Genomic DNA, 26,533 nt, shown 5'->3' with positions numbered 1-26,533 from the left:
CGCAGCTCGTGAATTGTGGTCAGAGTAACTCACTTCTCCTTGTCGATCCTCTGACTCGATACCAGCCCCGTCAAGTGAAACATCACCCTTAGGTCGCAGTGCGGCGATCCGTGTGCAGTGCGAAAGGCGCGAGCTTTCCAGATACCGTTCAGGTTTTTCGTCAATGTACGAGAAAATTATCTTGCACGGGTTCTCTGTCGAGCAAGCCTGCTTCGCTCTTGGGCAAGTATGCAGCAGCGGATCTTGCTACTCATAGATACCAAAATGAAGCTGGGCCGCTTGACGAGACCCGGCATTATGTCTGGGAGGACATCACGATGCGAAAGGTGCTGCTTGCGACCTGTCTTGGCACAATGGCGGCCTCTGCCGCGAGTGTTGCCATCGCCAATGATGAACTGACAAAGATGGCGCAGAACCCGAAAGACTGGGTCATGCCAGCGGGCGACTACGCCAATACGCGCTATTCGAAGCTGAACCAGATCACGGCGGCTAATGTCGGCAAGCTGCAGGTGGCCTGGACCTTCTCTACCGGTGTTCTGCGCGGCCACGAAGGCGGTCCGCTGATCATCGGCAACATGATGTATGTGCATACGCCGTTCCCAAACAAGGTCTACGCAATGGACCTGTCGCAGGACAACAAGATCGTCTGGAAGTATGAACCGAAGCAGGATCCGAACGTCATTCCGGTGATGTGCTGCGACACCGTCAATCGCGGCGTTGCCTATGCGGATGGCAAGATCTTCCTGCACCAGGCCGATACCACGCTGGTCGCACTCGACGCTAAGACCGGCAAGGAAGTCTGGACCGTCAAGAACGGCGACCCTGGCAAGGGTGCAACCGGCACGTCGTCTCCGCTCGTGGTCAAGGATAAGGTCCTGATCGGCATCTCGGGCGGCGAATTCGGCGTTCAGTGCCACATGACTGCCTATGACCTGAAGACCGGCAAGCTCGCTTGGCGCGCCTTCTCGGAAGGACCGGACGACCAGATCATGGTGGATCCGGAGAAGACCACCGCACTCGGCAAGCCCGTCGGCAAGGACTCCAGCATCAAGACGTGGCAAGGCGATCAGTGGAAGATCGGCGGCGGCTGCACCTGGGGCTGGACCTCCTACGATCCGGAGCTGAACCTCGTCTATTACGGCTCGGGCAATCCCTCGACCTGGAATCCGAAGCAACGGCCGGGCGACAACAAGTGGTCGATGACCATCTTCGCGCGCGATGCCGACACAGGCATGGCCAAGTGGGTCTATCAGATGACTCCGCATGACGAATGGGACTATGACGGCGTCAACGAAATGATCCTCAGCGATCAGCAGATGAACGGCCAAAACCGTAAGCTGCTGACGCATTTCGATCGTAACGGCCTCGCTTACACCATGGACCGTGTCACCGGCGAATTGCTAGTTGCCGAAAAATACGATCCGAAGGTGAACTGGACCACCGGTGTCGACATGAACAAGTCGTCGCCGACCTATGGCCGCCCGAAAGTGGTCGATCAGTACTCCACCGAGAAGCAAGGTGAAGACGTCAACACCAAGGGCGTCTGCCCGGCGGCACTCGGCACCAAGGATCAGCAACCCGGGGCCTATTCGCCGGATACCCAGCTGTTCTATGTGCCGACCAACCATGTCTGCATGGACTATGAGCCGTTCAAGGTGAACTACACCGCCGGTCAGCCTTATGTGGGCGCGACGCTGTCGATGTATCCACCTCCGGGCGAAACCCATATGGGCAACTTCATTGCCTGGGACAACAAGACCGGCAAGATCGTCTGGTCCAACAAGGAACAGTTCTCGGTCTGGTCGGGGGCGCTCGCCACTGCCGGTGGCGTGGTGTTCTACGGGACGCTGGAAGGCTACCTGAAGGCGGTCGATGCCAAGACGGGTAAGGAACTCTACAAGTTCAAGACTCCGTCCGGCATCATCGGCAACGTCACCACCTACGAAAACAATGGCCGGCAGTATATCGCCGTCCTGTCAGGCGTCGGCGGCTGGGCCGGCATCGGTCTCGCAGCGGGTCTGACGGATCCGACTGCCGGTCTCGGTGCCGTCGGTGGTTACGCAGCCCTGACCAACTATACCGCACTCGGCGGCGCGCTGACGGTCTTTGCACTCCCACAGTGAACTGACGCATCAGTCACCGGCGCATGGCTTCGTCCATGCGCCGGTCTTTTCTGAAATTGCATGTCGAGGACAAGCTATTGCGTCACATCTGGTCTGTCATTGCCACGATTGTTGTCGTGGCCTCCGGGAATACGAGCTTCGCCGAGAATGCCGGCGATCCGAAAGCCGTCAAATCCGAGGACGGCAAGTATCTGGACAAGGAGGGCAATCCGACCTTCAACGTTGCCGCCGATGGCACCATCGACTGGTACACATATTCGGGTTACCGGCGCTATCACTCGGAATGCCACGTTTGTCATGGCCCCGATGGGATGGGATCGACCTACGCGCCGGCGCTGAAGGACTCGCTGAAAACGATGAGCTACGGCGATTTCCTCGGCGTTGTCGCCAGCGGCCGCAAGAATGTCAGCACGTCGCAGGAAAGCGTCATGCCGGCCTTTGGCGATAATACCAATGTCGCCTGCTATATGGACGATCTCTACGTCTATCTGCGTGCGCGCGCCAATGATGCAGTCGGCCGCGTCCGCCCGGGCAAGCGTGAGGAAAAACCCGCAGCCTATACGGAGGCCGAGAGCGCCTGCATGGGGAAACCGCACTGATGCGGATCGCAAGCCGCTGACCTGCAATCCCGGATGACGCGAGCTCGGACCACACAGGACCGGATGACGCAAGATCAAACGACCGAGGGAGTTGAGAATGAAGACCCGCGCCGCAGTCGCCTTCGAAGCAAAGAAGCCGCTTGAGATCGTCGATGTCGATCTCGAAGGGCCGAAGGCAGGCGAAGTTCTGGTCGAGATCAAGGCGACCGGCATTTGCCACACCGATGCCTATACGCTCGATGGTTTCGACAGCGAAGGCATCTTTCCTTCCATCCTCGGCCATGAGGGCGCGGGTATCGTGCGTGAGGTCGGTCCCGGAGTCACCTCGGTCAAGCCCGGCGATCATGTCATTCCGCTTTACACGCCGGAATGCCGGCAATGCAAAAGCTGCCTGAGCCAGAAGACCAATCTCTGCACTGCGATCCGCGCCACCCAGGGCAAGGGCGTGATGCCGGACGGGACCTCGCGCTTCAGCTATCAGGGCAAGCCGATCTACCACTATATGGGTTGCTCGACCTTTTCGAACTTCACGGTGCTGCCGGAGATCGCGGTGGCGAAGATCCGCGACGACGCGCCGTTCGACAAGAGCTGCTATATCGGCTGCGGCGTCACCACGGGTGTCGGTGCCGTGGTCAATACGGCGAAGGTCACGCCGGGCTCCAATGTCGTAGTGTTCGGCCTTGGCGGCATCGGCCTCAACGTCATTCAGGGCGCACGGATGGTCGGGGCCGACAAGATCGTCGGCGTCGACATCAATGACGACAAGGAAGAATGGGGCCGCCGCTTCGGCATGACCCATTTCGTCAATCCGAAGAAGGTCGATGGCGACATTGTTCAGCATCTGGTGGGGCTGACCGATGGCGGCGCCGATTACACCTTCGACTGCACCGGCAATACCACGGTTATGCGCCAGGCGCTTGAAGCCTGCCACCGCGGCTGGGGTGTCTCCGTTGTCATTGGCGTCGCGGAGTCCGGAAAAGAGATCGCGACCCGGCCATTTCAGCTCGTCACAGGTCGCGTCTGGAAAGGCACAGCTTTCGGCGGCGCGCGCGGTCGTACCGATGTGCCCAAGATCGTCGACTGGTACATGAACGGAAAGATCGAGATCGATCCGATGATCACGCATGTGCTCAAGCTGGATGAGATCAACAAGGGATTCGATCTGATGCACGAAGGAAAGTCGATCCGATCAGTGGTCGTGTTCTGAATGCAGGCTGCAACACCAGAGTGCCAATACAACAATGCTTCACACAAGTGACGCATCATACCAGGAGGATAGACTGATGACTGTTCATATCCACCCGTCCGTTGACGGCGGTGTCAAACAAGGTTCGGGCCATTTTGCCGGCGGAACGCTGGTCTGCAAATGCAGCGACAAGCCGGTCAAGGTTGGCGTCAAAGGCGACGTCGCTCATAATCACGCCTGCGGCTGCACCAAATGCTGGAAGCCGAGCGGCGCGACGTTCTCTGTCGTCGCGGTCGTCCCGCGCGAAAACGTCACCATACTGCAGAACGGCGACAAGTTGCGCATCGTCGATCAGGCCGCAACCATTCAGCGCCATGCTTGCACCGGATGCGGCACCCATATGTTCGGCCGCATCGAGAACAAGGGACATGCGTTCTATGGCCTCGACTTCATTCATCCCGAATTGTTCGAAGAATCCGGCTCGGCCGCGCCGGGCTTCGCCGCCTTCGTCTCGTCGGTGATTGAATCCGGCGTGAAGCCGAGCGACATGACCGCCATACGGTCGCGCCTCAAGGAACTGGGACTTGAGCCTTATGATTGCCTTTCGCCTGCACTGATGGATGTCCTCGCCAATCACGTGGCAACGGCCAAAGCGGCCTGAGTCAACACAGCATATGAGCATCCGCCGGTGGCGACATGTCGCCACCGGCGTTGCTATTGGTAGATTTGCTCCGGCAAGGGGCTTCGACTTTGTGGGTCACCCGAATAATCGCGCTTCGGCGTCGCTGCGATCGGCCCGCTGCTTTGTGCGACAATACTCACAGCATTGACTGCACGGCGGAGTCGATGGCTCGACGACCGCTTCTGGCGGGCAGCCGACATGCGGCAGAGCCTCGCCGCCCATTAATGTGGCAGCTCTGCCCAAATCATGGGAGCGGACGAGCCAAATTATTGTACGTCCCGGGACAAGCTTTCTGCGGACATGCGCCCGTAGGCTTCTTCGAGGTTAGGAACATGGTTCAGGCCATGACAACGTCGAAGGAGCGATCGAATGGTCAAGTTGCATTTTACTGACATCCGTAGGCTTTGGCTTGAAACGGGCGCGATGATCGGATGGCGCGCGGCGGCAGTCGGCGCGCTATTGGCGGTCGGCACCTTTGTCCCGATGTCGGCGCAGGCGGCCGTGCCGGCGGCTTGCGCCGAGTTGCAGGCGAAATATCCGGACTGGAAAGGCAAGACACTCGTCAACGCCATTAATCCGCATACACCGGGCTATGAATCGATCGATCCCAAGGATCCCAACAAATATATCGGTTTCGATATCGATCTCGGTGAGCAGATCGGCGAATGCCTTGGCTTCAAGCTGACCTACAAAGCTGTGACCTTCGCGGCCTTGCTGACCACGCTGGCGTCGGGTCAGGCCGACATCGTGATATCCGACATCTATGCCACCGAGGAGCGCGCCAAGGCCGCCGATTTCATCACCTATTCCAAGGTGTTCGACGGCGTGCTCGTCGCCAAGGGTAATCCGAAGAAGATCACCGGTATCAACACCTCGCTGTGCGGCACGGCTGCGGCGGAAAACACCGGCTATGTCGAAGTGCCGCTGATCCAGGCGCTGGGGCCGGAATGCAAGAAGGAAGGCAAAGCGGAGCCGACCATCCAGCTCTATGACAACAATGCCAACTGCATCCAGGCGATCCTTGCCGGCCGCGCTGATACCTATATCAACGACGTCAACACCGTCGATAACGCGGTGAAAGCCTATCCGGACAAGCTCGAGAAGGCGGTCGCGGTGACGATCCCCTATCAGGTCGGCATTGCCGTGCCGAAGGACAAGCCCAAGTTCCGCGATGCAGTGAAGGCCGCACTCACCGAGATCTACAAGTCCGGTGATCAGCTCGCGCTGCTGAAGAAGTGGAAACTCGATCCGGAAAACCTGATGGAGCCCGGCCTGCTGACGGTGAAGTAACGCCGGTCCGCAAGCAAGGATCACTCTCACGTAAGGGCTTTCTGCCTCCATGGAGCTGTTCCTCCACTATCTCAGCATGCCGTATATGATCGAGGGCATCCAGGCGACCTTGCAGGTCACCGCCCTCGGTCTGTGCGGCGGGCTGGTCCTCGGTGTGATCCTGGCATGGATGCAGCTCAGCAGGTTCAAGCCGCTAGCATCCTTCGCCCGGGTCTATGCCGTGATCTTTCGCGGCACCCCGCTGATCCTGCAGATGGTGTTTGCCTATAACGCCCTGCCGCAGATCGGCATCAAGCTTCCCGCCATTCTCGCTGCCAGCCTAGCACTAGCCTGTAACGAAGCGCCGTTCATCGCCGAAATGTTGCGCTCTGGCGTGCTCGGTGTCGACCGCGGCCAGGTGGTGGCCGGCCAGGCGCTCGGCATGACCCCGGGCGTCCTGATGCGCCGGATCATCGCGCCGCAGGCGATCCGCTCGATGATCCCCGCTTTCGGCAACGAAGCGGTCAGCGCGCTGAAGAATTCGTCGCTGGCCTCCGTCATCGCCGTGCAGGAGCTGACGCTGCGCTCGACGCAACTGGCGTCCTCGACTTTCGATTTCTTTTCGATCTTCTTCGCGTCGGGTCTGATCTATCTGCTGCTCACAGCGGCGATCGCCGGCATCCAATTGCTTCTGGAATGGAAGTTCGACCTCGATCGCACGACCAGGCAGAACCAGTTCATGCGCTTCATGCCGTGGTATCGCGCGCCTGGCAGCGACGATCCGCTGGCGCCGCAGGCCGACATGTCGCCGGAAATCCTGCCCGACGGCGGTGTCGCCGAACTGCCGCCGCCGCGGATGCGGCCGGAACGCGCCGATCGCACCAAACGCGCGGAGATGCTGGCGCGCAACAATGTCGCCGTCGAGGTCTCCGATCTCCGCAAGAGCTACGACAGGAATGTAGTGCTCGACGGCGTCGACATCACGGTGCGGATCGGTGAAGTGATCGCGCTGCTCGGACCAAGTGGCTCCGGCAAGAGCACGCTGCTCCGCTGTATCAACAATCTCGAACTGTGGAACGGCGGCGCCATCAAGGTCGCCGGCCGCCAGCTCGGCTTCAACGAGCACGGTAAACCGTTGTCGCCGCGTTTGCTGGCGAATGCCCGCGCCGAAGTCGGCGTCGGCATGGTGTTCCAGCAGTTCAATCTGTTCGGGCATCTCACAGCCAAGGAAAACATCGCCGGCCCGCTGCGCTGGGTACACGGCGTAGCGCGTGCCGATGCCGATCGTCGGGCCGATGAACTCCTGGCGCGCGTCGGGCTCAGCCATCGCGCGGATGCGCTGCCACGGCATCTGTCCGGCGGCCAACAACAGCGCGTCGCCATTGCCCGGGCCATCGCGCCCAATCCGAGCGTGCTGTTGCTGGACGAGCCGACCTCGGCGCTCGATCCCGAACTGGTCAATGAAGTGCTCGAAGTGATCCGCCGCCTCGCCGTTGAGGACGGCCTGACCATGATCATCTCGACGCATCAGCTGCGCTTTGCCAGCGAAGTGGCCGACCGTGTGGTGCTGCTCGCCGGAGGAGCGATCATCGAGGAAGGCCCAGCGAGTGAAGTCCTGACCAATCCGCGCAATCCCGTCGCGCAGCGTTTCCTCAATGCGATGGAGGCGGAAGTCTCGTGATCGCTACGCGTCGCAAGTTCGTTCAATGTCTATGAGGGCCTCAGCATGAAGCATCATCTTCTTCCGGTGTCGCCGAAGACCGTTCACTGGGGCTATTTCAGCAAGGTGGTCACGCCCGCGCTAACGCTGAAGTCGGGCGACCGCGCTACCATCGAAACGCTGACGCATCATGCCAATGACGATTACGAGCGCATGATCGAAGGCGATCCCGGCGCCGAGAGCGTGTTCAAATGGACCCGCGAGCACAAGGCCATCGTCCGCCGCGGCTCCGGCCCGACGGAAGGTCCGTTCATTCGCGGCTCAGGCGAAGGCGTCGGCGTGCATCTGCTCACCGGGCCGGTGGCGATCGAAGGCGCGGAGCCGGGCGATGTGCTGGAAGTACGTATTCTCGACGTGCGCCCGCGACCGGCCTGCAAGGCCTGTTATGCCGGCAAGTGTTTCGGCTCCAACGTTGCGGCCAATTGGGGCTTCCACTATCACGACCTGATCGAGGAACCGAAGCCGCGCGAGGTCGTGACGATCTTCGAACTCGATACATCGGGCGAGCCGTTTGCCAAGGCGGTCTATAATTATGTCTGGACGCCGCAGACCGACCCCGATGGCATCCTGCATCCAACCATCGATTATCCCGGCGTGCGCGTCGATCACGCGACCATCAGGAAACGCGAAAACATCCTGCCCAACGTCAAGGTGCCGGCACGGCTGCATTTCGGCACCATGGGCCTCGCGCCATCCGAGGAGGATTTCGTGTCGTCGATCCCGCCGAGTTACACAGGCGGCAATATCGATGACTGGCGCGTCGGCAAGGGCGCCAAGATGTTCTATCCTGTGGCGGTGCCCGGCGCGTTCTTCTCGGTCGGCGATCCCCATGCCGCGCAGGGCGACAGCGAGCTCGGCGGCACGGCCATCGAGACCTCGCTGACCGGCGATTTCGAGTTCATCCTGCACAAGCATCGTGACCTCGGCGGTACGCCCCTCGAAGGCCTGACGCATCCGATGCTGGAAACCGCCGATGCCTGGTCGGTCTACGGCTTCACCTTCCCGAACTATCTCGCCGAACTCGGCGCCAATGCGCAGCTCGACGTCGCCAATCATTCCAGCCTCGATCGGGCCATGCGCGATGCGTTCCGCAAGCTCAGGCGTTTCCTGATGACCGTGCACAAGATGAGCGAAGACGAGGCGATCTCGCTGATGTCGGTCGGTGCGGATTTCGGGGTGACGCAGGTGGTCGATGCCAATTGGGGCGTCCATGGCACAATCCGCAAGAACGTCTTCCGCTGCGACTAAGCGGATGAAATTGCATTGAATTTGGCTATGAGGGTGATGGCGCGGTGATCCGGGAAGTTGCAGGGCAGGGCGCTGCGTCCTTCGGGATGGCACGGAGGTTGCTTCGCTTTGGCTATGAAGGTCGATGCATGAGCCTCCGTCCGTTCACCAGTGAATCCTACTCTGAAGACGACCGCCCCGAAGCATGGCGCGACGTCCTGGGTTCGATTGGCCTGCAGCCGACGGCTGCGACGACCACGCATCACGGCCACGCCACCGCAGTTCGTCGCACCTTCGAAGGTATTGCACTGGCCAAATTGTCTGCCGGCGCACAGGCGATCTCGCCATTGGCCGATCTCGCCAGCGACCATCCGCTGATGTTGCTGCCGCTTGAGGATGGCGTCGCGCTGAAGACCGCTGCGGGGCATCAGATCGTCGCCGTCGGGCATCTGCTGTTGCTGCCCCGCAAAGGGGACTGGAGCGTCGCATTCCAGCGCGACATGCGCGCGGTGGTGCTCTCGGTGACGTCCGATCCGCTGCACAGCCGCCGCGCCAGTGCACCCGCCATCGCCGATGTTCAGATCATAGGCCCCGGCGGCTTCGGCGACGTGTTCGCGCGTATGATGGAACAGGCGGCCCGCAACCTCGAAACATTGTCCGATGCCGAATGGTTGGCGATCGCACAAAGTCTTGCCGATCTGTTGCCGACCTTTACACGTCAACTGGCCGAGCCGACGGCCGATCTCAACAGCGGCACGGCGACCAAGGCGGCGACCTTGCATCGGCTGTGCCAAACCATCGAGCGACGCCTCTACGATGCGGATCTGACGCCGGCCAAGGTGGCGCAGGCCGAGGGCATCTCCGAACGTTATCTGCAGAAACTATTCGAAGGCACCGGCAGCAGCTTTACGCATTACCTGCGCGAACGCCGGCTGCAGCGCACCTGGGCCGATCTGTCGAATCCGTCCGAGGCGCATCACTCGATTTCCGAGATTGCCTTTCGTGCCGGCTTCAATGACTCCGCGCATTTCAGCCGCACGTTCCGTCACCGCTTCGGCCTGTCGCCGCGCGAATTCCGCCAGAATGAAGCCGAGCGCTTGACGGCGTCGGCCACGGCGGCGGGACAACGCGGATGGCCGCAGGAAGCGCTGGCGCAGTTGCGCAGCCAGCACGCGCCGTCGACCACGGGGAAGATTGCGCAGCCGGAGCCGGCCGCGACGATCACGCACGGCATCGCGGAGGCTTCGAAGAATCAGCGGCATCATCATCTCGCCGCCGATGCATCTCGCGTGCACTGGGGCTATTTCAGCCGCTCGTTGCCGCCGCAGATCGAGATCAATTCCGGTGACACGATCACCATCGAAACACTGACGCAGCACGCGTCCGACGATCCCGAGCGGATGATCAAGGGTGATGTCGGCGCTGAAAGCGTGTTCCGCTGGACGCGCGATCAGAAGAATGTTGATCGCCGCGGTGCCGGTCCGATGGACGCCTCGATCTATGGCCGCGGTGCCGGCGAGGGCTTTGGCGTCCACATTTGCACCGGGCCGGTGGCGATCAGGGACGCGCAGCCCGGCGACGTGCTTGAAATCCGCATCCTCGACATCGTGCCGCGCGCCAGTCGAAATCCGGATTTCGACGGTCAGGTTTTTGGCAGCAGTGTCGCGGCATGGTGGGGCTATCACTACAAGGAATTTCTCGCCGAGCAGAATGCGCGCGAAGCGGTGACGATCTACGAAATTCTCGATCACGACGACCTGCCATATGCGCGCGCGCTCTATTCGTATCGCTGGGAGCCGCAGACCGATCCGTTCGGCACCGTGCACAACACCTACGATTATCCGGGCATTCCGATTACGCCGGCCTCTGTACGGCGTCGGCATGACGTGCTCGACGGCATTCGCATTCCACTGCGCCCGCATTTCGGTGTCATTGCCGTGGCGCCGCGAGAGGCCGATCTCGTCGATTCAGTGCCGCCAGCCTATTTTGGCGGTAATCTCGACAATTGGCGGCTCGGCAAGGGATCGACGGTCTATCTGCCGGTGTCGGTGCCCGGCGCATTGCTGTCGGTCGGCGATCCCCATGCCGCGCAGGGCGACGGCGAACTCGGCGGCACGGCGATCGAATGTTCGATGACCGGAACCTTCCAGGTGGTCTTGCACAAGAAGGGCAATCTCGCCGGCCAGGCGTTCGCCGATCTCACTTATCCGCTGATCGAGACCGAGAGTGACTGGGTGCTGATGGGCTTCAGCCATCCGAACTATCTCGCCGAATTCGGCGCAAAGGGGCAAAGCGAGGTCTATGCGACCTCGTCGCTCGATCTTGCGATGAAGGATGCCTTTCGCAAGATGCGGCGCTTCCTGATGAACATCAAAGGTCTCACCGAAGATGAGGCGATCGCGTTGATGTCGGTCGCGGTCGACTTCGGCGTGACGCAGGTCGTCGATGGCAATTGGGGCGTCCACGCCATTCTGAGCAAGCGGGTGTTCGACCACACGTCAAAATCATAAGGTCCAGGAGACGCGCTGTTGCAATTTCACATGATCACCGGCGGGCCGAAGCCGGTCGCGCCGTTCAGCCATGCTGTGGAGACCGACGGCTTCGTGTTCGTCACCGGGCAGATGCCGGACACGCCGGCGATGCCGGGCGTGCTGCCCGATGGCATCGTGGCTCAGACCGAAGCGGTGATGGAAAATCTGCGCGTAGTGCTCGCGGGGCTCGATCTCGGCTTCGAGCACATCACCATGACGCGGATTTATCTCACCGAGTTCAAGCGCGACTACGTGGCGATGAACGAGACCTATCGCAGCTATTTTCCGCCGGATCGCCTGCCGGCGCGGACCTGTGTCGGCGTCACGGACCTCGCTTATGACGCTCTGATCGAAATCGACCTGGTTTGTCGACGGCCCAGATAATGGTCGGTGCGAAGAGATGGAAAACCTAGTTCGCCTTTTCGATCAGGCTTTCGAGCAGGCGCTTCAGGTCGGCCGTTGCCTTGTTGCCGTAGTTTTCGGCGATATGGGCTTCCTGGCTCAGCGCCAGCGAGTTCAGCCGCTGGGTAAGAGTCTTGCCGCGGTCGGAGATGAACATCACCACCTTGCGGCGATCATCAGGGTCCTGCACTCGGTAGACCAGCGCATCAGACACCATACGATCGACCATCTTGGTAAGAGTCGGATGATTCAGCAGAACCGCATCGGCGAGGTCGCCCATGGAATGGCCCTTGCCGTCGGACAGCACTTTCAGAATGCGCCACTGTTCGACCGGCACGCCTTCCTTCTTGAAGCGCGCATCGAGCTGGCGATTAATCTCCCGGTTCGCCTGCGCCAGCAGATAAGCGAGGTGTTCGGTGATGGGCGTGCTCGGCGATTTGGCCACGGTTGGGAAACTTTGCTGGAAGAGGTGATGAATATTAGGCGACTTTGCCTGATCCATATGCACGGGAATCGTTGAATATTCAATATTTTCCTCTACGATATTTTCTTTCGCACGATTTTACTGCCGATCAACTGATGCCGCCGCCGCCGCTGACAATGTCGAAAGGAGAGCGACATGCTCTCGTCACTGCAGATTGCAACGACCGGCGCGCTGCCGATGCCGGCGCCATGGTTGCTGAAGGGCTTTCAGGACAGGGGGGGAGGTCGTGACGCGATAGTACGTCCCGATCTGTTTCCGCGGCGTCGCAATCGCGAAAAGCTGCGCGTCGTCAATTTTATCGGCCTGTCCGGCCCGGCCGGGATCTGGGGCCTGGCGGGCACCAATAGCATGATGCTCGCGGCTTCGGAGATCAATCGGCGCGGCGGCATTCTCGGGCGCGAGATCGAGCCGGTGTTTCATGACGCCGGCGGCGATATCGATGGCGTTGTCCGCACGGCAGCTGACCTGATTGCAGCCGGTGATGTCGATGTCGTCATGGGCTCGCATATCAGCGCGGTCCGCGTCGCGCTGCGCAAGGTGATCGCCGGGCGCGTGCCCTATATCTACACGCCGGTCTATGAAGGTGGCGAACGCACGCCCGGCGTGATGGCGATCGGTGAGACGCCGCGCGATCAGTCGCGCCCGGCCATCGAATGGCTGGCGAGTGAAAAGAAAGCGGCGCGCTGGTATCTGATCGGCAGCGATTACGTCTGGCCGTGGCTGGCCCACAAGGCCACCAAGACATACATCGCCGGCGCCGGAGGGCGCGTGGTGGGGGAGGAATTCGTTGCGCTTGGCGAGCAGAATCACGATGCCCAGATCGCCCGTATCCGGGCCGCCAAGCCGGATGTCGTGGTCATCTCGCTGATCGGTACCGACAGCATCGTGTTTAACCGCGCCTTCGCCGAACATGGTCTCTCGTCGAAGGTTCTCCGATTGGCGGGTGCCATGGATGAAACGCTGCTGCTCGGCATGGGCGCGGATAGCTCCGAGGGGCTCTATTGTGCATCGGGCTATTTCGTCGACCGCGCGTCGGCGGCGAATGATGCATTCCGTGCGCAATATGAAGCATCGTTTGGACGCTGTGCGCCTGTGCCGGGATCGGTCGCGCAGTCGAACTACGAGGGGCTTCGGTTTCTCGAATCCGTGGCGACCAAGGCGGGCTCATTCGACGTCCGGCCGATGCTGAACGCGGCGTCCAGCGTGGCCTATCACGGCGCCCGCGGTGAGGTCAGCATGCGCGGCGGGCGGGCGAAAATGCCGATCTATCTTGCCGAAGCAGACGGTCTGGATTTCAGGCTCATCCGGACATTCTAGGTCAGTCGCAGACCCGATCAGGACGACCCCGAAAAATAATACTTGAAAAGGAAAATATTTCTCTTTCTAATGATGCGCGAAAGGCAACACCGTCGTCGCCTTGACGGCGTGGGCATCCCGAAGAAATGCCGCGCCGGTTGCATCGTGGATATCAGGAGAAATCATCGTGGCCGTTTCACTTCCCACTCCCGATCAACTCCTCGCCGTCGCCGATCAGTGCGGCCTCGCGCTGTCCGATGAGGACGTCACCTCGTTCCGCGCGCTGATGCAGGGATCCGTCGATGCCTACAACGTCGTGGCGGCGATGCCCGACGAAGTACCCGAAGTGAAATATCCGCGTACACCTGGCTATCGGCCCGCGCCGGAAGAGAACACGCGCAACGCCTGGTATCGGAAGTCCGTGGTGAAGGGTGCGCCCGGCGGCAAGCTCAAAGGCAAGACCGTCGCGCTGAAGGACAACATCATGCTGGCCGGCGTGCCGATGATGAACGGCTCCTCCACGCTGGAAGGCTATGTGCCGGATTTCGACGCCACCATCGTCACGCGCATGCTGGACGCCGGCGCCGAGATCATGGGCAAGGTGCATTGCGAATCCTTCTGCATGTCCGGCGGCAGCCACACCAATTCGACGGGCAACGTGCATAACCCGCACAAGATGGGCTATTCCGCCGGCGGGTCTTCGTCCGGCAGCGCCGTTGTCGTGGCGCTTGGCGAAGTCGACATGGCAATCGGCGGCGATCAGGGCGGCTCCATCCGCATGCCGTCTTCCTTCTCCGGCACCTATGGCATGAAGCCGACCTGGGGTCTGGTGCCTTATACGGGCATCATGCCGATCGAGATTTTCGTCGATCACACCGGCCCGATGACATCCAACGTCGCCGACAATGCGCTGTTGCTGGAAGTGCTTGCCGGCGATGACGGTTATGATCCGCGGATCAAGTCGCCGGAAGTGCCGGAATACACCAAGGCGCTCGGCGCCGGTGTCAAGGGCATGAAGATCGCTATCGTCAAGGAGGGTTTCGAGCAGCTCGGCGCCGAAGACGCGGTCAACCGCAGCGTTCGCGAAGCCGCCAAGCGCTTCGCCGATCTCGGCGCGACAGTGGAGATGATCTCGATCCCGATGCATCTTACCGCGGCGGCGGTCTGGACCCCGATCGGCACCGAAGGCATGACCCAGACCATGATGGTGGGCGACGGGTATGGCCTCAGTCGGTCGGATCTCTATTCGACCTCGCTGATGGACGCCCATCGCGGCTGGCGCGGGCAGGCGGATTCGCTGTCCGAAACCACCAAGCTGCTGCTGCTGTTCGGCACCTACATCAATAACAACTTCGGGCCTCGTTTTTACGGCAAGGCGCTGAACATCTCGCGTCGCGTCACGGCTGCCTATGACAAGGCGCTGGCGAGCTATGATCTGTTGCTGATGCCGACCACACCGATGAAGGCGACACCGCTGCCAGCGCCCGGCGCGCCGCGTGAAGAAGTCGTCGGCCGCGCTTTTGAGATGATCTCCAACACCTCGCCTTTCGACATCTCGCATCATCCGGCGATGTCGATCCCCTGCGGCATGGTCGATGGTCTGCCGGTCGGGCTAATGCTGGTCGGCAAACATTTCGACGAGATGACCATCTATCGCGCCGCGCACGCTTTCGAGCAGTCCGCTGATTGGAAGACGATGTGAGGAATCCATGCAGAAGCGGGGATCGGTGATCGCGCATGGATAATCTGATCATGGCGATCTTCGAGATCGCCAGTTTCGGGGCGATCGTCGTGCTGGTCGTGCTGGGGCTGGGGATCATCGCCAGCATGATGGGTATCTTCAATTTCGCGCAGGGCGAGTTCGTTCTGCTCGGGGCCTATGTCACCTATATCGTCCATTCCGCCGGCGCACCGGTGTGGCTGGGCATGATCGCTGCACCCTTCGTGGTCGGTGCTTTAGGCTTCGTGCTGGAGCGGCTGATTGTCCGGCGCTTCTATGCCGCGCCGATCGTGGCAATGCTCGGCACCTATGCGCTCGGACTCATCATTCGCGAGATCGTGCGTGGCCTGATCGGTGGGCTGTATCTCTCGGTGCCGGAGCCGGTCGGCGGCTCGGTGACCATTGGTGGCATGCATTTCTCAACTTGGCGTCTGGTGATCATCGTGATCACCGCACTGGTGATGGCAGGGAGCTATCTGCTTCTGGCGCGCACCGCGTTCGGCCTGCGCATCCGCGCTTCCCTGGAGAACCCGGCGCTGGCGCGAGCCTCCGGCATTTCGACCAACGCAATCTATGGCGCAACCTTCGCCTTCGGCGCCGCGCTCGCAGGTCTGGCCGGCGCGCTGATCGTGCCGGTGTTCACGCTGTTCGCCGATCTCGGCATTCGCTTTCTGATTCAGGGCTTCGTCGCCGTCATGGTCGGTGGCATCGGCTCCTTTGCCGGACCGGTGGCTGGCGCAGGCCTGATCGGCACGCTCAGTGCAGCGCTGCCGTGGGTGATTTCGCCCGTTATCGCCGACGTCGCGGTATTCGTGCTCGCCATCATCTTCATCAAATTCCGGCCGCAGGGCCTCGTTGCAGGAAAAGGGGTTTAGTCCAATGTCTCATGACGCCAACACTCTCAGCCGCCGCCGCTTTCTTGGCAACTTCGCCTTTGCTTCGACGGCCATCGCTACCGGTATCGGAAGCTGGGTCATCCCCGCAGGCTGGGCTAACGCGGCTGCCGGACCGATCAAGGTCGGTGTCGGTACCGATCTGACCGGGCCGATGGGCTATGCCGGCAATGCTGACGCCAATGTGGCCAGGATGGTGATCAAGGACATCAACGATGCCGGCGGCCTGCTGGGCCGACCGTTGGAACTGTATATCGAGGACACCGCGTCCAATGAATCCGTCGCGGTCGGCAATGTTCGTAAGCTGATCCAGCGCGAAAAGGTCGATCTGGTCATCGGCGGCATTACCTCGTCGATGCGCAACGCCATCAAGGACGTGATCGTCTCCCGCGGCAAGACGCTCTATATCTATCCGCAGCTCTATGAGGGCAAGGAATGCACGCCCTATCTGTTCTGCACCGGGCCGACGCCGGCGCAGCAATGTGATGAATTCATTCCCTGGCTGATCAAGAATGGCGGCAAGAAATTCGCGCTGCCCAGTGCCAATTATGTCTGGCCGCATACGCTGAACGTCTATGCACGCAAGGTGATCGAGGCCAACGGCGGCGAGGTCGTGTTCGAGGAATACTACCCGCTCGACCAGATCGATTTTTCGTCGACCGTGAACCGCATCATTTCGAACAAGGTGGATGTCGTCTTCAACACCGTCATTCCGCCAGGTGTCGGGCCATTCTTCAAGCAGCTCTCCGAAGCAGGCTTCCTCAAGAATGGCGGGCGGCTCGCCTGCGTCTACTATGACGAGAACACGCTCAGCATCAATCAGCCGGCCGAGATCGAGGGCCTCGCAAGCTGCCTCGATTACTTCAAGGCGCTGACGCCGGAAGATCCGTTCAGTGCCAAGCTCCAGGCGGCCTACGAAAAACAGTTTCCCGGCAACTTCCTGTTCGCGGCTGGCAGTGCCGCGACCGGCACCTATCGCGGCCTGAAACTGTGGGAGGCGGCCGTCAAGGAAGCCGGCAGTGTCGATCGTGATGCAGTTGCCAAGGCGCTCGACCATGCCAAGATCGCCGAAGGCCCGGGCGGCCCGGCCGAGATGGTCCCCGGTCAGCGGCACTGCAAGATGAAGATGTACACGGCGGTGGCCAAGGGCGGAAAGTATGAGGTCGTCGCGCGCAGCGCCGGTCTCGTCGATCCCAAGGAATGCTGAGTCGATAACCGAACCTCGCGGGAGTGGCCGATATCACTCCCGCTTCTCTTTCTCTCATGCCGGCGACCTGATGACCGAGATGACGCCACTCTCTGCCGTATCTCTGACGCGAGGCATCAGCGCATCGCGCCAATGGCGCGTGCTGCCGATGATCGAGATCGCAGTGCTGGTCATTGGCCTGCTGCTGCCGCTGGTGCTGCAGGATTATCTCACCGTCTATGCCACGCGCGTGCTGATCCTCTGTCTGTTCGCGCTGTCATTCGACCTGGTCTGGGGCTATGCCGGCATCATGAGTTTCGGCCAGGCCGTGTTTTTCGGCTCGGCCGGGTATGGCGTGGCGCTGCTGGCGCGCGATCTTGGCATTACGTCCATCCTGCTCGTGCTGCCCGCCGGCCTTCTGATCGGCTTCGGCTTTGCGCTGCTGCTCGGCGGCTTTCTGTTGCTTGGTCGCCATCCCGCCAGCGTCATCTTCGTCGCGCTGGGCACGCTGACCGGTTCCTATGCCTGCGATCGTCTGGCGCGGGGCTGGTACTATCTCGGCGGCCAGAACGGCATTCCCTCGATCCCGCCGATGACAATCGGCAGCTATGAGCTCACAGAGGGACCTGTCTATTACTACATGGCCATCGGCTTCCTGATCGTGGTCTATCTGCTCTGTCGTTTCCTGATGCGCTCGCAATTCGGCCTCGCGCTGGCTGGCCTGCGCGAAAACGAACAGCGCATCGCCTTCTTCGGCTACAAGGTGCAGCACCTCAAGGCGATCATCTTCTCGCTGAGCGGGGCTATCGCCGGGCTCGCCGGCAGTCTCTATGCGTTTCACGAAGGCTTCGTCTGGCCGAATATGCTGGGCGTGGTGATCTCAACCCAGGTCGTGCTGTATGTGTTGTTCGGCGGTTCTGGCACGCTGATCGGCGCCGTGATCGGCACGGTTGTCATTGAGGCCGTCAGCTTCTGGCTGTCGAACAGCTATCAGGACGTCTGGCCGATCATTCTTGGCGTATTGCTGCTGCTGGTCATCCTGTTCCGGCCCGCAGGACTGGTCAGTCTGTTGTTGTCAGAGCGCGAGCGCGTCGGCAGTTTCGGCCGTCCGGGGAAGCGATAATCATGGCGCTTCTGGAAGCAAAAGGCCTCGTCAAGATATTCGGCAAGCTCACGGCGCTGAACGGCGCCGATCTCACCATCGCCGACAACGAATTCCATGGCCTGATCGGACCCAATGGTTCCGGCAAGAGCACGCTGATGAAATGTATCGCCGGCGCCGAGACACCGACGCAAGGCACCGTCACTTTCGGCGGTCGCGATATCACGCAGGCCTCGCCGGCCGAGCGCGCCCGTGCCGGCACGAGCCTGAAATTCCAGATCACCAGCGTGCTGCCGGCCCTGACGCTGTATGACAACATCCTGCTGGCGCTGCAGGCGCAGACATCGTTGCTCAATCTGGCGCTGTCGCGCACCCGCGGCGTGCTGCATGACAAGGTCATGGCGATGCTTGAACAGTTTCGTCTCGTCGATCGCGCCCACGAGCCGGCCTCCGCGCTATCGCACGGTCAGCAGCAATGGCTCGAGATCGCCATGGCGCTGGCGCCGGAGCCGAAACTGTTGCTGCTCGACGAGCCGACCGGCGGCATGAGTCTGGAAGAGCGGCGCGTTACCGGCGAATTGCTGCAACCGATCAAGGCGTGCTGTTCGCTTGTCATCGTCGAGCACGATCTCGATTTCATCCGCGATATCTGCGACCGCCTCACGGTGCTGGATCAGGGCCAAATCCTGCAGACCGGCTCGGTGCAGCATGTGCAGTCGTGCCCCAAAGTCCAGGAGGTCTATCTCCGCCGTGCCTGACGATAAATTCCTCGATATCCAGTCGCTGGATGCTGGTTACGGCCGCAGCCAGGTGCTGTTCGGCGTTACGCTCAGCGTGCCGTGGCGCGGCGGCGTCGCCATTCTCGGCCGCAACGGCGCCGGCAAGACCACGCTGATGAAGGCTATTGTCGGTGAGTTGCCGGTGCTCGGCGGTGCGGTGAGCCTCGATGGCCGCGATGTCGGCAAACTGCCGACCGAGCAGCGCATCCGCCGCGGCGTCGGCTATGTCCCGCAGGAACATTCGGTGTTCGCGAAACTCTCGGTGCGGGACAATCTCGCCGTCGGCGCGCTGACCAATCGCGACAGCGGGGCAGTCAACCGCGTACTGGAGATCTTCCCGAAGCTCGGCCAGCGGCTCGATCAGTTTGCCGGCACATTGTCCGGTGGTGAGCGCAAGATGCTGGCGATCGGACGCGCCATGCTGTCAGATCCCAAAATCCTACTGCTGGACGAGCCGACTGAAGGCGTCTGGATCGGTGTCATCGAGGAAATTACCGAGCGCCTGATCCTGCTGGCGAAGGACATCGCCGTTGTCATCGTCGAGCAGCATCTCGATCTCGCGCTTCGGGTCGCGAGCCGCGCTTACGTGCTGGATCGCGGCCGGGTTGCGCTGACAGGTTCGGCCGGCGAGATTCGCGACGATCCACGATTGTTGCAGTATTTGGCGCCTTAGAACCAAGCGAGATCGTTGGCACCTACTTCTTTTTGCAGCCTTCGTTTCAGGGTGAATAATGTCCGCGTTTGGCGCAAAGCGGACATCATCATGAAATGCTTCTGATGCCGAGTTGCAGCCGCTCCGTTTACTCAGAGGTTTAAAGTGACATCATAAATTCCGTGATCTTCTGTGTCGGCCATGACTTCGAAACCCAGCTCTCTGCACATTTGAAGCATGATCGTGTTTTCGCGCATGATTTGGCCAACGATCTGTTTAAGCCCTTCGGAGCGGGAATACTCAATAATCAACTGCATCAAAGCCCAACCGAGCCCTCTGCCTTTGAGGTCCGATTGAAGGAGGATGGCATATTCACCGGAAACGCCGTCTTCTTTGCGATGCATCCTGACGACGCCAAGCGGCTCCTGGCTCGCCTCATCGAACGCGATGAACGCCATGGCCTTAGCGTAATCAATCTGCGTCAAGCTTACGAGAAACGGGTGGGAGAATTCTTTGATGGCACCAAAGAAGCGAAGCCTGAGATCGCCCTTATTAACGCGGGAGAGAAGCGTCAGAACCAGAGGTTCATCCGCCGCCGTAATCGGCCGCGTAAAAATTCTCCAGTCAGAATTGAGAACGAGATGTCGCTCCCATTCGACCGGGTAAGGACGAGTTGATCCACCGACCGCGTTCATGTGTGGCTCGTGGCCTGATCCTGCATTAAAAACCGCCCTGCAGCTTGGTAGAAAGCACCTTCAGAATACCTTCGTAAGTGGTGATCATCTTCTTGTGCCGATCGACTGTCTCGGCCGTTATGTCCTGCCAGTCGCCACCGGTGGCGCGCTTGCCGATCTGCAGTTCGCCAGCTTCCATAGGCGACATGTGCTCGTGGCATTCGTCCAGAGCTTCCCTGATGCCATGCGCGTATGTTTCAAGATTTATCATGGGGACCTCGTTGGTTATATGGTGCAGACGGGTAGCCCGTCGAATGTCTCTCGGTAGTTTGAAGGAGACGGTGTCCTAGGCTGAATCGAAGAGGCCATCAGCTAGGTTCCTTACGCAATAACGCGCGATGACCAACTCCTCGTTCGTCGGAATGATCCGGATTTCGACACTGCTATGCCTAGTGCTGATGCATGCGGATCCTGCATCGTTTGCGTCTGAATCGAGGGCGAGACCTAACCAGCTCAACTGCTCGCAAACGCGCCGTCGAATTTCCTGCGCGTGCTCGCCAATCCCGCCGGTGAAGATCAGGCAATCCAGACCATGAAGACTGTTGACCATCATCGCCGATTGTCTGGCGATAGAATCCACGAACAGATCGATGGCTTCGGAGGCATACGGGCTTTCACTTGCGAGCAATGCTCGCATGTCGCCTGATAGTCCCGACACTCCAAGCAGCCCGGATTCTCGATAGAGCAGGTTTTCGAGGTCGGTTGCCGACATTCCACGCTGTTGTTGTAGATAGAGGAGCACGCCGGGATCAATGGCGCCGCAGCGGGTCGCCATCACCAAGCCGTCGAGCGGCGTGAAACCCATCGTGGTGTCGATACTGCTGCCATCGCGCATGGCGCACAGGCTGGCGCCGCTGCCCAGATGTGCGACAACGCATCGTTTCTCGTCGGGAGATGGTGAGAGTTCCAGGAATCGTTCGGCAATGAACTCGAATGATAGGCCGTGAAATCCATAGCGGCGGATGCCGACGTCATGGAGCTGGCGTGGAATGGCAAAGCGGGTGGCGGAGGCGGGAAGTGAGTGGTGGAACGCCGTGTCGAAGCAGGCAACCTGGGGCAGTTCCGGCCGTTCGGTCATGATCGCACGTATCGGCGATAGACAGCGTGGCTGATGCAGTGGCGCCATCGGTGTCAGCTTTTCAAGCTCATTGACTATCGATCCCGTCAATCGGACCGGCGCTGCGAAGGCCAATCCGCCATGGACCACGCGATGACCAACTGCAACCAGATCGTCACTGGCAAGGTAGCCATCGATCCAATTCAACGCATCAAGCAGCAGTTCTTCTCCGTGGCCGTCCGCGACCTTGCGATGCTGATCATAGAGAATGGCCCCGTCGGTTTGCTTGATCGTCAGGCGGGGCTCGGCGTCGTGCTCGTCCAGACGCCCCCGGCAGAGCAATCTCGGCTCTCCATCTGATACGATATCGAATAGCGCAAGCTTAATGCTTGAGGAGCCGGAATTCACGACAAGGACGGCATCAGACATCGCTTGTCCTCAGTCGGCTATGTGCTTGGTGAAGTGGTCTGGCCAGCTCCAATCGCGAATCTGCGGCATGTCTTCGCCATGGGCGCGCACATAAGTTGTGTGCTCGAGCAGCTTGTCGCGAAACTGCTGCTTGATCGCCGCTGCAGTGATGCCGAGGCCAGGAACGCGTTCGATGACATCGATGGCGAGATGGAAGCGGTCGAGCCGGTTCAGCACCACCATGTCGAACGGCGTGGTCGTCGTCCCTTCCTCCTCGAAGCCGTGTACATGCATGCCGGCATGGTTGGCGCGGCTGTAGGTCAGGCGGTGGATCAGGTTGGGATAACCGTGAAAGGCGAAGATCACCGGCTTGTCCCGGGTAAACATGCCATCAAAGTCGCGGTCATCCAGTCCGTGCGGGTGCTGTGTCTTGGGTTGCAGCGTCATCAAATCGACGATGTTGACGACGCGGACCTTCAAGCCGGGTACGGCTTGACGCAGCAGGTCCACCGCTGCCATGGTTTCCAGGGTAGGCACGTCGCCACAACAGGCCATCACGACGTCTGGTTCGCTGCCTGTATCTTCGGTGCCAGCCCAAGGCCAGATACCGATCCCAGCGTCGCAATGGGTCGCAGCTTCCTCAATGCCGAGCCATTGCGGCGAGGGTTGCTTGCCGGCAACGATGACGTTGATGCGGTCATACGTCCGAAGCACGTGATCGGTGATCCAGAGCAGTGTGTTGGCGTCCGGCGGGAAGTAGATCCGGACGATGTCGGCCTTCTTGTTAGCGACCAGGTCGACAAAGCCCGGATCCTGATGACTGAAGCCGTTGTGGTCCTGGCGCCAGACATGGGATGTAAGGAGATAGTTGAGAGAGGCAACGGGACGTCGCCAGGGTAAAGCCCGGGACACTTTCAGCCATTTGGCGTGCTGATTGAACATTGAATCGACGATGTGGATGAAGGCCTCATAGCAAGACATCAGCCCGTGGCGGCCGGTCAGCAGATAGCCTTCCAGCCAACCCTGACATAAATGCTCGCTGAGCACTTCCATCACCCGGCCGTCCTGGGCGAGGTGGACATCATACGGCTCGATGCCCTCCATCCAGACGCGCTCGGTCACGTCGAATACCGCGTCGAGCCTGTTGGATGCTGTCTCGTCTGGACCCATGATGCGGAAGTTGCGCGCATCGGCGTTCAGCTTGATGACGTCGCGCAGAAATTGCCCCATCACGCGCGTTGCTTCGCCTTCGGTTCCGCCGGGATGGGGAACATCGATGGCGTAGGCGCGGAAGTCAGGTAGCTTCAGCTCGCGCTTTAGCAAACCGCCGTTGGCATGGGGATTCGCTCCCATGCGCCGGCGACCGTGCGGCGCCAGGGCCTGCAACTCAGGTAGCAGCCGACCGGCTTTGTCGAACAGATCGTCGATCCGGTAGCTGCGCATCCATTCTTCGAGCAGACTGAGATGTTCGGGATTGCCGCGCGGATTGGCGATCGGGACCTGGTGGGCGCGCCAGAAACCTTCGACCTTCAAGCCGTCGACTTCCTTGGGGCCGGTCCAACCCTTCGGACTGCGCATGACGATCATAGGCCATTTCGGCCGCTCCACCGTTGCGCGACCGTCACGGGCCGAAGCCTGGATCGCACGAATCCTGTCAATCGCGCGCTCGAGCGTATGCGCCATCAACGGGTGCATAACGGCAGGGTCGCTGCCCTCGACGAACATCGGTTCATGACCGTAGCCATGAAACAGATGGCGTATTTCGTCGTCGCTCATCCGTCCCATCACGGTGGGATTGGCAATTTTGTAACCATTGAGATGAAGAATGGGCAATACCGCGCCGTCATGCTTCGGGCTCAAGAACTTGTTGGAGTGCCATGACGCGGCAAGGGGGCCTGTCTCCGCTTCTCCGTCTCCGACGACACAGGTGACGATCAGGTCGGGATTGTCGAAGGCCGCGCCGTAGGCGTGCACCAGCGCATAGCCGAGTTCACCGCCTTCATGGATGGAACCGGGAGTTTCCGGAGCCGCATGACTGGGAATGCCGCCGGGAAACGAGAATTGTCGAAACAGTTTCTGCAGTCCGTCTTCATCCTGGGTAATGTCCGGATAGACCTCGCTATAGGTGCCTTCCAGATATGTATTTGCGACCATCCCCGGGCCGCCATGGCCGGGGCCGCAGATATAGATCATGTCGAGGTCGTGGGCGCGAATAACGCGATTCAGGTGCGCGTAGATGAAGTTTAGCCCAGGCGTGGTTCCCCAATGGCCGAGCAGGCGGGGCTTGATGTGGTCCTTGCGCAACGGCTCGCGCAGTAGCGCGTTGTCCAGTAGATATATCTGACCCACCGACAGGTAATTTGCGGCGCGCCAGTAGCGATCAATTAGCTGAGCCTCGTCGGTGCTGAGGAAAGCTTCTCCATAACGTGGCATATGCTGCACCTTGATCCAGTCGCCGCACCGCGACAAATATCTGCCGCCAATATTCGCAATTGCTTGGTCGCAAATTTCAGCGGCTTGCGGGTGCGTCGCCGCGCAATGTACCGATCTTGAAGTGCTTCTTGGCGTAAGCGACGATTTGGCCATCGGTGGGATGGTCAACGGCCTCGACGCCGACAATGCGGCTGCCGATATGCGTATGCTCTCGCAGATAGGTCGCCAGTTCGGTTTTCGCCTGCGCCGGACCAATGATCAGAATCTCACCGGCATCACTCACCGCGTCCGCCACGTCTTTCATCAGTCCCTTGTCTTCGTGGACATGACCGCTTCCGATTTCGTTGGCCTTGTGATGAATGTGGCGTGTCTCGAATGTCGGATGGAGATCGAGTTGATCTGTCCCGGTGAGGCCGACATGGAATATCTTCGCTTCGCGATGGTCGATCCAAACGACCGCATGAAAATGATGCATCTTGTTTCCTTGTTTGCGAATTGCTCTCGCGTCTAGCTTGCTCTTGCAGCCGTGTTATCCTCTGCAGAAGCGAGGCACATGCTTGCTGTTGCAGAATATCGTCGCAGAACAGTACGGCAAACGGCGAGCGGCCGTTTGACATACGTCAAACAGCCGTCACGTCAGAAACGATCTAATTGAAAAAGACCAGAACGCGCGTGATGACCTCGTTCACTTCACCCAAACCGCCAGAGCGGCGGAAGTTCCGAAGATAAGTTACAGGCCGACGATAAACGGAATTTCGTTCCGGTGATCAGGCAGAAGGAACTTCGTTGTATGATTTGAGGGCGATCCGTGTCACCCAACATGTGGCCTCCACTTCAATCCGCGTGTCGTCCTGCTGACGACGCTCGATGGCGCCTCCACTGGCCTGTTTTGGCATAAGCGCAGGAGATCGTCGTGATGAGTGCACCTTTGCTGATAGCCAGCGCCAATGGCGATGAGCTCGAATTACGCCCAACAGGAAGTTGGACCGTCGTCAATGCGGCAACTCTGGAGCAACTATCTGCCAGCATAGCGCCGCAGCTCGCGCGGGCACGGTCGGTAACCGTGAACATGTCCGGCGTCCGGGAGCTCGACACGTTGGGCGCTTGGCTGATCGAGCGATTATCGCGACATTTGGCCAGCGGCGGCCAACGCGCGCACATTGTGGGAGCTGCAGAAGACTATATCGATCTGATCGAGGAATTAAGACAGGTCAATCGACGACGCAATCCGGGTCCCACAGAGCGTAACTCCATCGCCGACAGATTCGAAATGCTAGGTCGGGCGGCGCTGGCGGCAGTTCTGGATCTGTCGGCTTTCCTTCAAATGCTCGGCGCAATTTGCCTGGCCGCTGTCGGTGTGCTTCGCCGCCCGAGATCGTTTCGGCTGACATCACTGGTTTACCAGATCTATCGGGTCGGCTGGCAGGCGCTTCCGATAGTGGTCCTGATTACATTTCTGATCGGCGCCATTATCGCGCAGCAGGGTATCTTCCACTTCCGCAAGTTCGGCGCGGAGGCCTATGTGGTCGATATGGTCGGGATCCTGGTGTTGCGTGAACTGGGGGTTCTGATCGTTGCAATCATGGTCGCCGGAAGATCCGGGAGCGCCTACACCGCTGAACTGGGCTCCATGAAGATGCGCGAGGAGATTGATGCTCTATCGACGATGGGTCTTGATCCGGTCGATGTGCTGATCCTGCCTCGCGTCGTCGCGTTGATCGTCGCGTTGCCGATCCTAGCCTTCGTAGGGGCGGTCGCGGCGCTTTACGGGGGAGGCCTCGTTGCATGGTTTTATGGGGGAATGTCGCCGGTAACATTCATAGCCCGGTTACATGAGGCGATTTCGGTGACGCATTTCGAAGTGGGTATCATCAAAGCGCCATTCATGGCGCTGGTGATCGGGATCGTCGCGTGTAGCGAGGGGCTTCGCGTGAGAGGTAGCGCCGAATCTCTAGGCAAACAAACAACGACATCTGTCGTGAAATCGATCTTTCTCGTCATCGTTCTCGACGGACTATTCGCGGTGTTCTTCGCATCGATAGGAATGTAG

At 60.2% G+C, this 26,533-nt stretch carries 23 protein-coding genes; 17 read left to right on the top strand and 6 right to left on the bottom strand.

From position 1 onward, the window contains the following. The first annotated feature begins 317 nt into the window (after window positions 1-317). From xoxF5 to AC1DUY_RS05735, 9 genes are all read left to right on the top strand, one after another. On the top strand, window positions 318-2,123 hold the full coding sequence (gene xoxF5 / locus AC1DUY_RS05775) for a lanthanide-dependent methanol dehydrogenase XoxF5 (protein ID WP_089266008.1): 1,806 nt from the start codon (window positions 318-320) through the stop codon (window positions 2,121-2,123). A 107-nt stretch (window positions 2,124-2,230) separates the two neighbouring features. Further along, window positions 2,231-2,722 carry a c-type cytochrome, methanol metabolism-related gene (locus AC1DUY_RS05770; RefSeq protein WP_244628663.1) on the top strand — a complete coding sequence of 164 codons (492 nt, stop codon included), beginning with the start codon at window positions 2,231-2,233 and terminating at the stop codon, window positions 2,720-2,722. 97 nt (window positions 2,723-2,819) lie between these two features. Beyond that, a complete protein-coding gene (locus AC1DUY_RS05765; protein ID WP_478112930.1) occupies window positions 2,820-3,929 on the top strand; it encodes an S-(hydroxymethyl)glutathione dehydrogenase/class III alcohol dehydrogenase in 1,110 nt (369 codons plus the stop codon). 76 nt (window positions 3,930-4,005) lie between these two features. Beyond that, complete coding sequence (gene gfa / locus AC1DUY_RS05760) at window positions 4,006-4,569, top strand: S-(hydroxymethyl)glutathione synthase (RefSeq protein ID WP_478112928.1); 564 nt, start codon at window positions 4,006-4,008, stop codon at window positions 4,567-4,569. A gap of 444 nt (window positions 4,570-5,013) precedes the next feature. Next, window positions 5,014-5,880 carry an ABC transporter substrate-binding protein gene (locus tag AC1DUY_RS05755; RefSeq protein ID WP_244527955.1) on the top strand — a complete coding sequence of 289 codons (867 nt, stop codon included), beginning with the start codon at window positions 5,014-5,016 and terminating at the stop codon, window positions 5,878-5,880. 49 nt (window positions 5,881-5,929) lie between these two features. Next, window positions 5,930-7,540 (top strand): amino acid ABC transporter permease/ATP-binding protein, encoded by a 1,611-nt coding sequence (locus AC1DUY_RS05750; protein ID WP_478112926.1) that lies wholly within the window; start codon window positions 5,930-5,932, stop codon window positions 7,538-7,540. A gap of 45 nt (window positions 7,541-7,585) precedes the next feature. Continuing rightward, window positions 7,586-8,827 carry an acetamidase/formamidase family protein gene (locus AC1DUY_RS05745; protein ID WP_478112924.1) on the top strand — a complete coding sequence of 414 codons (1,242 nt, stop codon included), beginning with the start codon at window positions 7,586-7,588 and terminating at the stop codon, window positions 8,825-8,827. A gap of 128 nt (window positions 8,828-8,955) precedes the next feature. Then, window positions 8,956-11,316 (top strand): acetamidase/formamidase family protein, encoded by a 2,361-nt coding sequence (locus AC1DUY_RS05740; protein WP_478112922.1) that lies wholly within the window; start codon window positions 8,956-8,958, stop codon window positions 11,314-11,316. Window positions 11,317-11,334: 18 nt separating this feature from the next. Further along, window positions 11,335-11,721 (top strand): RidA family protein, encoded by a 387-nt coding sequence (locus AC1DUY_RS05735; RefSeq protein WP_478112920.1) that lies wholly within the window; start codon window positions 11,335-11,337, stop codon window positions 11,719-11,721. 25 nt (window positions 11,722-11,746) lie between these two features. On the opposite strand, the gene AC1DUY_RS05730 is transcribed toward AC1DUY_RS05735, so the two are convergent. Next, a complete protein-coding gene (locus AC1DUY_RS05730; RefSeq protein ID WP_175366344.1) occupies window positions 11,747-12,184 on the bottom strand; it encodes a MarR family winged helix-turn-helix transcriptional regulator in 438 nt (145 codons plus the stop codon). A 174-nt stretch (window positions 12,185-12,358) separates the two neighbouring features. Here AC1DUY_RS05730 and AC1DUY_RS05725 point away from each other — a divergent pair, with 174 nt between their 5' ends. The 7 genes from AC1DUY_RS05725 (at window position 12,359) to AC1DUY_RS05695 (ending at window position 19,872) form a co-directional block, all read left to right on the top strand. Then, the gene (locus AC1DUY_RS05725; protein WP_478112918.1) at window positions 12,359-13,540 is read left to right on the top strand and encodes a substrate-binding domain-containing protein; all 1,182 of its coding nucleotides are present in this window, start codon (window positions 12,359-12,361) and stop codon (window positions 13,538-13,540) included. Window positions 13,541-13,706: 166 nt separating this feature from the next. Then, a complete protein-coding gene (locus AC1DUY_RS05720; protein ID WP_478112916.1) occupies window positions 13,707-15,221 on the top strand; it encodes an amidase in 1,515 nt (504 codons plus the stop codon). A 35-nt stretch (window positions 15,222-15,256) separates the two neighbouring features. Then, window positions 15,257-16,114, top strand: coding sequence for a branched-chain amino acid ABC transporter permease (locus AC1DUY_RS05715; protein WP_441230569.1), 858 nt, complete (start codon window positions 15,257-15,259; stop codon window positions 16,112-16,114). Window positions 16,115-16,118: 4 nt separating this feature from the next. Further along, the gene (locus AC1DUY_RS05710) at window positions 16,119-17,339 is read left to right on the top strand and encodes a substrate-binding protein (RefSeq protein WP_441230568.1); all 1,221 of its coding nucleotides are present in this window, start codon (window positions 16,119-16,121) and stop codon (window positions 17,337-17,339) included. Window positions 17,340-17,418: 79 nt separating this feature from the next. After that, on the top strand, window positions 17,419-18,441 hold the full coding sequence (locus AC1DUY_RS05705) for a branched-chain amino acid ABC transporter permease (RefSeq protein ID WP_478113375.1): 1,023 nt from the start codon (window positions 17,419-17,421) through the stop codon (window positions 18,439-18,441). A 2-nt stretch (window positions 18,442-18,443) separates the two neighbouring features. Next, window positions 18,444-19,178 carry an ABC transporter ATP-binding protein gene (locus AC1DUY_RS05700; RefSeq protein WP_478112913.1) on the top strand — a complete coding sequence of 245 codons (735 nt, stop codon included), beginning with the start codon at window positions 18,444-18,446 and terminating at the stop codon, window positions 19,176-19,178. Then, on the top strand, window positions 19,171-19,872 hold the full coding sequence (locus AC1DUY_RS05695; RefSeq protein WP_068734624.1) for an ABC transporter ATP-binding protein: 702 nt from the start codon (window positions 19,171-19,173) through the stop codon (window positions 19,870-19,872). Before AC1DUY_RS05700 ends, AC1DUY_RS05695 begins: the two co-directional genes overlap by 8 nt. Before the next feature lie 131 nt (window positions 19,873-20,003). On the opposite strand, the gene AC1DUY_RS05690 is transcribed toward AC1DUY_RS05695, so the two are convergent. The 5 genes from AC1DUY_RS05690 to AC1DUY_RS05670 form a co-directional block, all read right to left on the bottom strand. Then, window positions 20,004-20,546, bottom strand: a complete 543-nt coding sequence (locus AC1DUY_RS05690; RefSeq protein ID WP_120287017.1) for a GNAT family N-acetyltransferase — start codon at window positions 20,544-20,546, stop codon at window positions 20,004-20,006. Between the two features lie 25 nt (window positions 20,547-20,571). After that, window positions 20,572-20,796, bottom strand: coding sequence for a hypothetical protein (locus tag AC1DUY_RS05685; protein WP_147421566.1), 225 nt, complete (start codon window positions 20,794-20,796; stop codon window positions 20,572-20,574). Between the two features lie 75 nt (window positions 20,797-20,871). Next, complete coding sequence (locus AC1DUY_RS05680) at window positions 20,872-22,071, bottom strand: acetate/propionate family kinase (RefSeq protein WP_478112910.1); 1,200 nt, start codon at window positions 22,069-22,071, stop codon at window positions 20,872-20,874. A 9-nt stretch (window positions 22,072-22,080) separates the two neighbouring features. Further along, a complete protein-coding gene (locus AC1DUY_RS05675) occupies window positions 22,081-24,483 on the bottom strand; it encodes a phosphoketolase family protein (protein ID WP_478112908.1) in 2,403 nt (800 codons plus the stop codon). 76 nt (window positions 24,484-24,559) lie between these two features. Further along, entirely contained in the window at window positions 24,560-24,958 is a 399-nt protein-coding gene (locus tag AC1DUY_RS05670; protein ID WP_478112906.1) for a translational machinery protein, read from the bottom strand. Between the two features lie 438 nt (window positions 24,959-25,396). Between AC1DUY_RS05670 and AC1DUY_RS05665 the strand changes: the two genes are divergently transcribed. Continuing rightward, the gene (locus AC1DUY_RS05665; protein WP_478112904.1) at window positions 25,397-26,533 is read left to right on the top strand and encodes an ABC transporter permease; all 1,137 of its coding nucleotides are present in this window, start codon (window positions 25,397-25,399) and stop codon (window positions 26,531-26,533) included.

Source organism: Tardiphaga sp. P4_G1 (assembly GCF_056401215.1).
Note: the sequence above shows the minus strand (reverse complement) of the source record. Positions and strands in the feature narration are given on the sequence as shown.

Bases quoted from the DNA above. Each gene is read 5' to 3' on its own strand.
- xoxF5 (WP_089266008.1), top strand. From the start codon at position 318: ATGCGAAAGGTGCTGCTTGCGACCTGTCTTGGCACAATGGCGGCCTCT.
- AC1DUY_RS05765 (WP_478112930.1), top strand. From the start codon at position 2,820: ATGAAGACCCGCGCCGCAGTCGCCTTCGAAGCAAAGAAGCCGCTTGAG.
- gfa (WP_478112928.1), top strand. From the start codon at position 4,006: ATGACTGTTCATATCCACCCGTCCGTTGACGGCGGTGTCAAACAAGGT.
- AC1DUY_RS05755 (WP_244527955.1), top strand. From the start codon at position 5,014: ATGATCGGATGGCGCGCGGCGGCAGTCGGCGCGCTATTGGCGGTCGGC.
- AC1DUY_RS05750 (WP_478112926.1), top strand. From the start codon at position 5,930: ATGGAGCTGTTCCTCCACTATCTCAGCATGCCGTATATGATCGAGGGC.
- AC1DUY_RS05745 (WP_478112924.1), top strand. From the start codon at position 7,586: ATGAAGCATCATCTTCTTCCGGTGTCGCCGAAGACCGTTCACTGGGGC.
- AC1DUY_RS05740 (WP_478112922.1), top strand. From the start codon at position 8,956: ATGAGCCTCCGTCCGTTCACCAGTGAATCCTACTCTGAAGACGACCGC.
- AC1DUY_RS05725 (WP_478112918.1), top strand. From the start codon at position 12,359: ATGCTCTCGTCACTGCAGATTGCAACGACCGGCGCGCTGCCGATGCCG.
- AC1DUY_RS05715 (WP_441230569.1), top strand. From the start codon at position 15,257: ATGGATAATCTGATCATGGCGATCTTCGAGATCGCCAGTTTCGGGGCG.
- AC1DUY_RS05710 (WP_441230568.1), top strand. From the start codon at position 16,119: ATGTCTCATGACGCCAACACTCTCAGCCGCCGCCGCTTTCTTGGCAAC.
- AC1DUY_RS05705 (WP_478113375.1), top strand. From the start codon at position 17,419: ATGACGCCACTCTCTGCCGTATCTCTGACGCGAGGCATCAGCGCATCG.
- AC1DUY_RS05700 (WP_478112913.1), top strand. From the start codon at position 18,444: ATGGCGCTTCTGGAAGCAAAAGGCCTCGTCAAGATATTCGGCAAGCTC.
- AC1DUY_RS05690 (WP_120287017.1), bottom strand. From the start codon at position 20,546: ATGAACGCGGTCGGTGGATCAACTCGTCCTTACCCGGTCGAATGGGAG.
- AC1DUY_RS05685 (WP_147421566.1), bottom strand. From the start codon at position 20,796: ATGATAAATCTTGAAACATACGCGCATGGCATCAGGGAAGCTCTGGAC.
- AC1DUY_RS05680 (WP_478112910.1), bottom strand. From the start codon at position 22,071: ATGTCTGATGCCGTCCTTGTCGTGAATTCCGGCTCCTCAAGCATTAAG.
- AC1DUY_RS05675 (WP_478112908.1), bottom strand. From the start codon at position 24,483: ATGCCACGTTATGGAGAAGCTTTCCTCAGCACCGACGAGGCTCAGCTA.
- AC1DUY_RS05670 (WP_478112906.1), bottom strand. From the start codon at position 24,958: ATGCATCATTTTCATGCGGTCGTTTGGATCGACCATCGCGAAGCGAAG.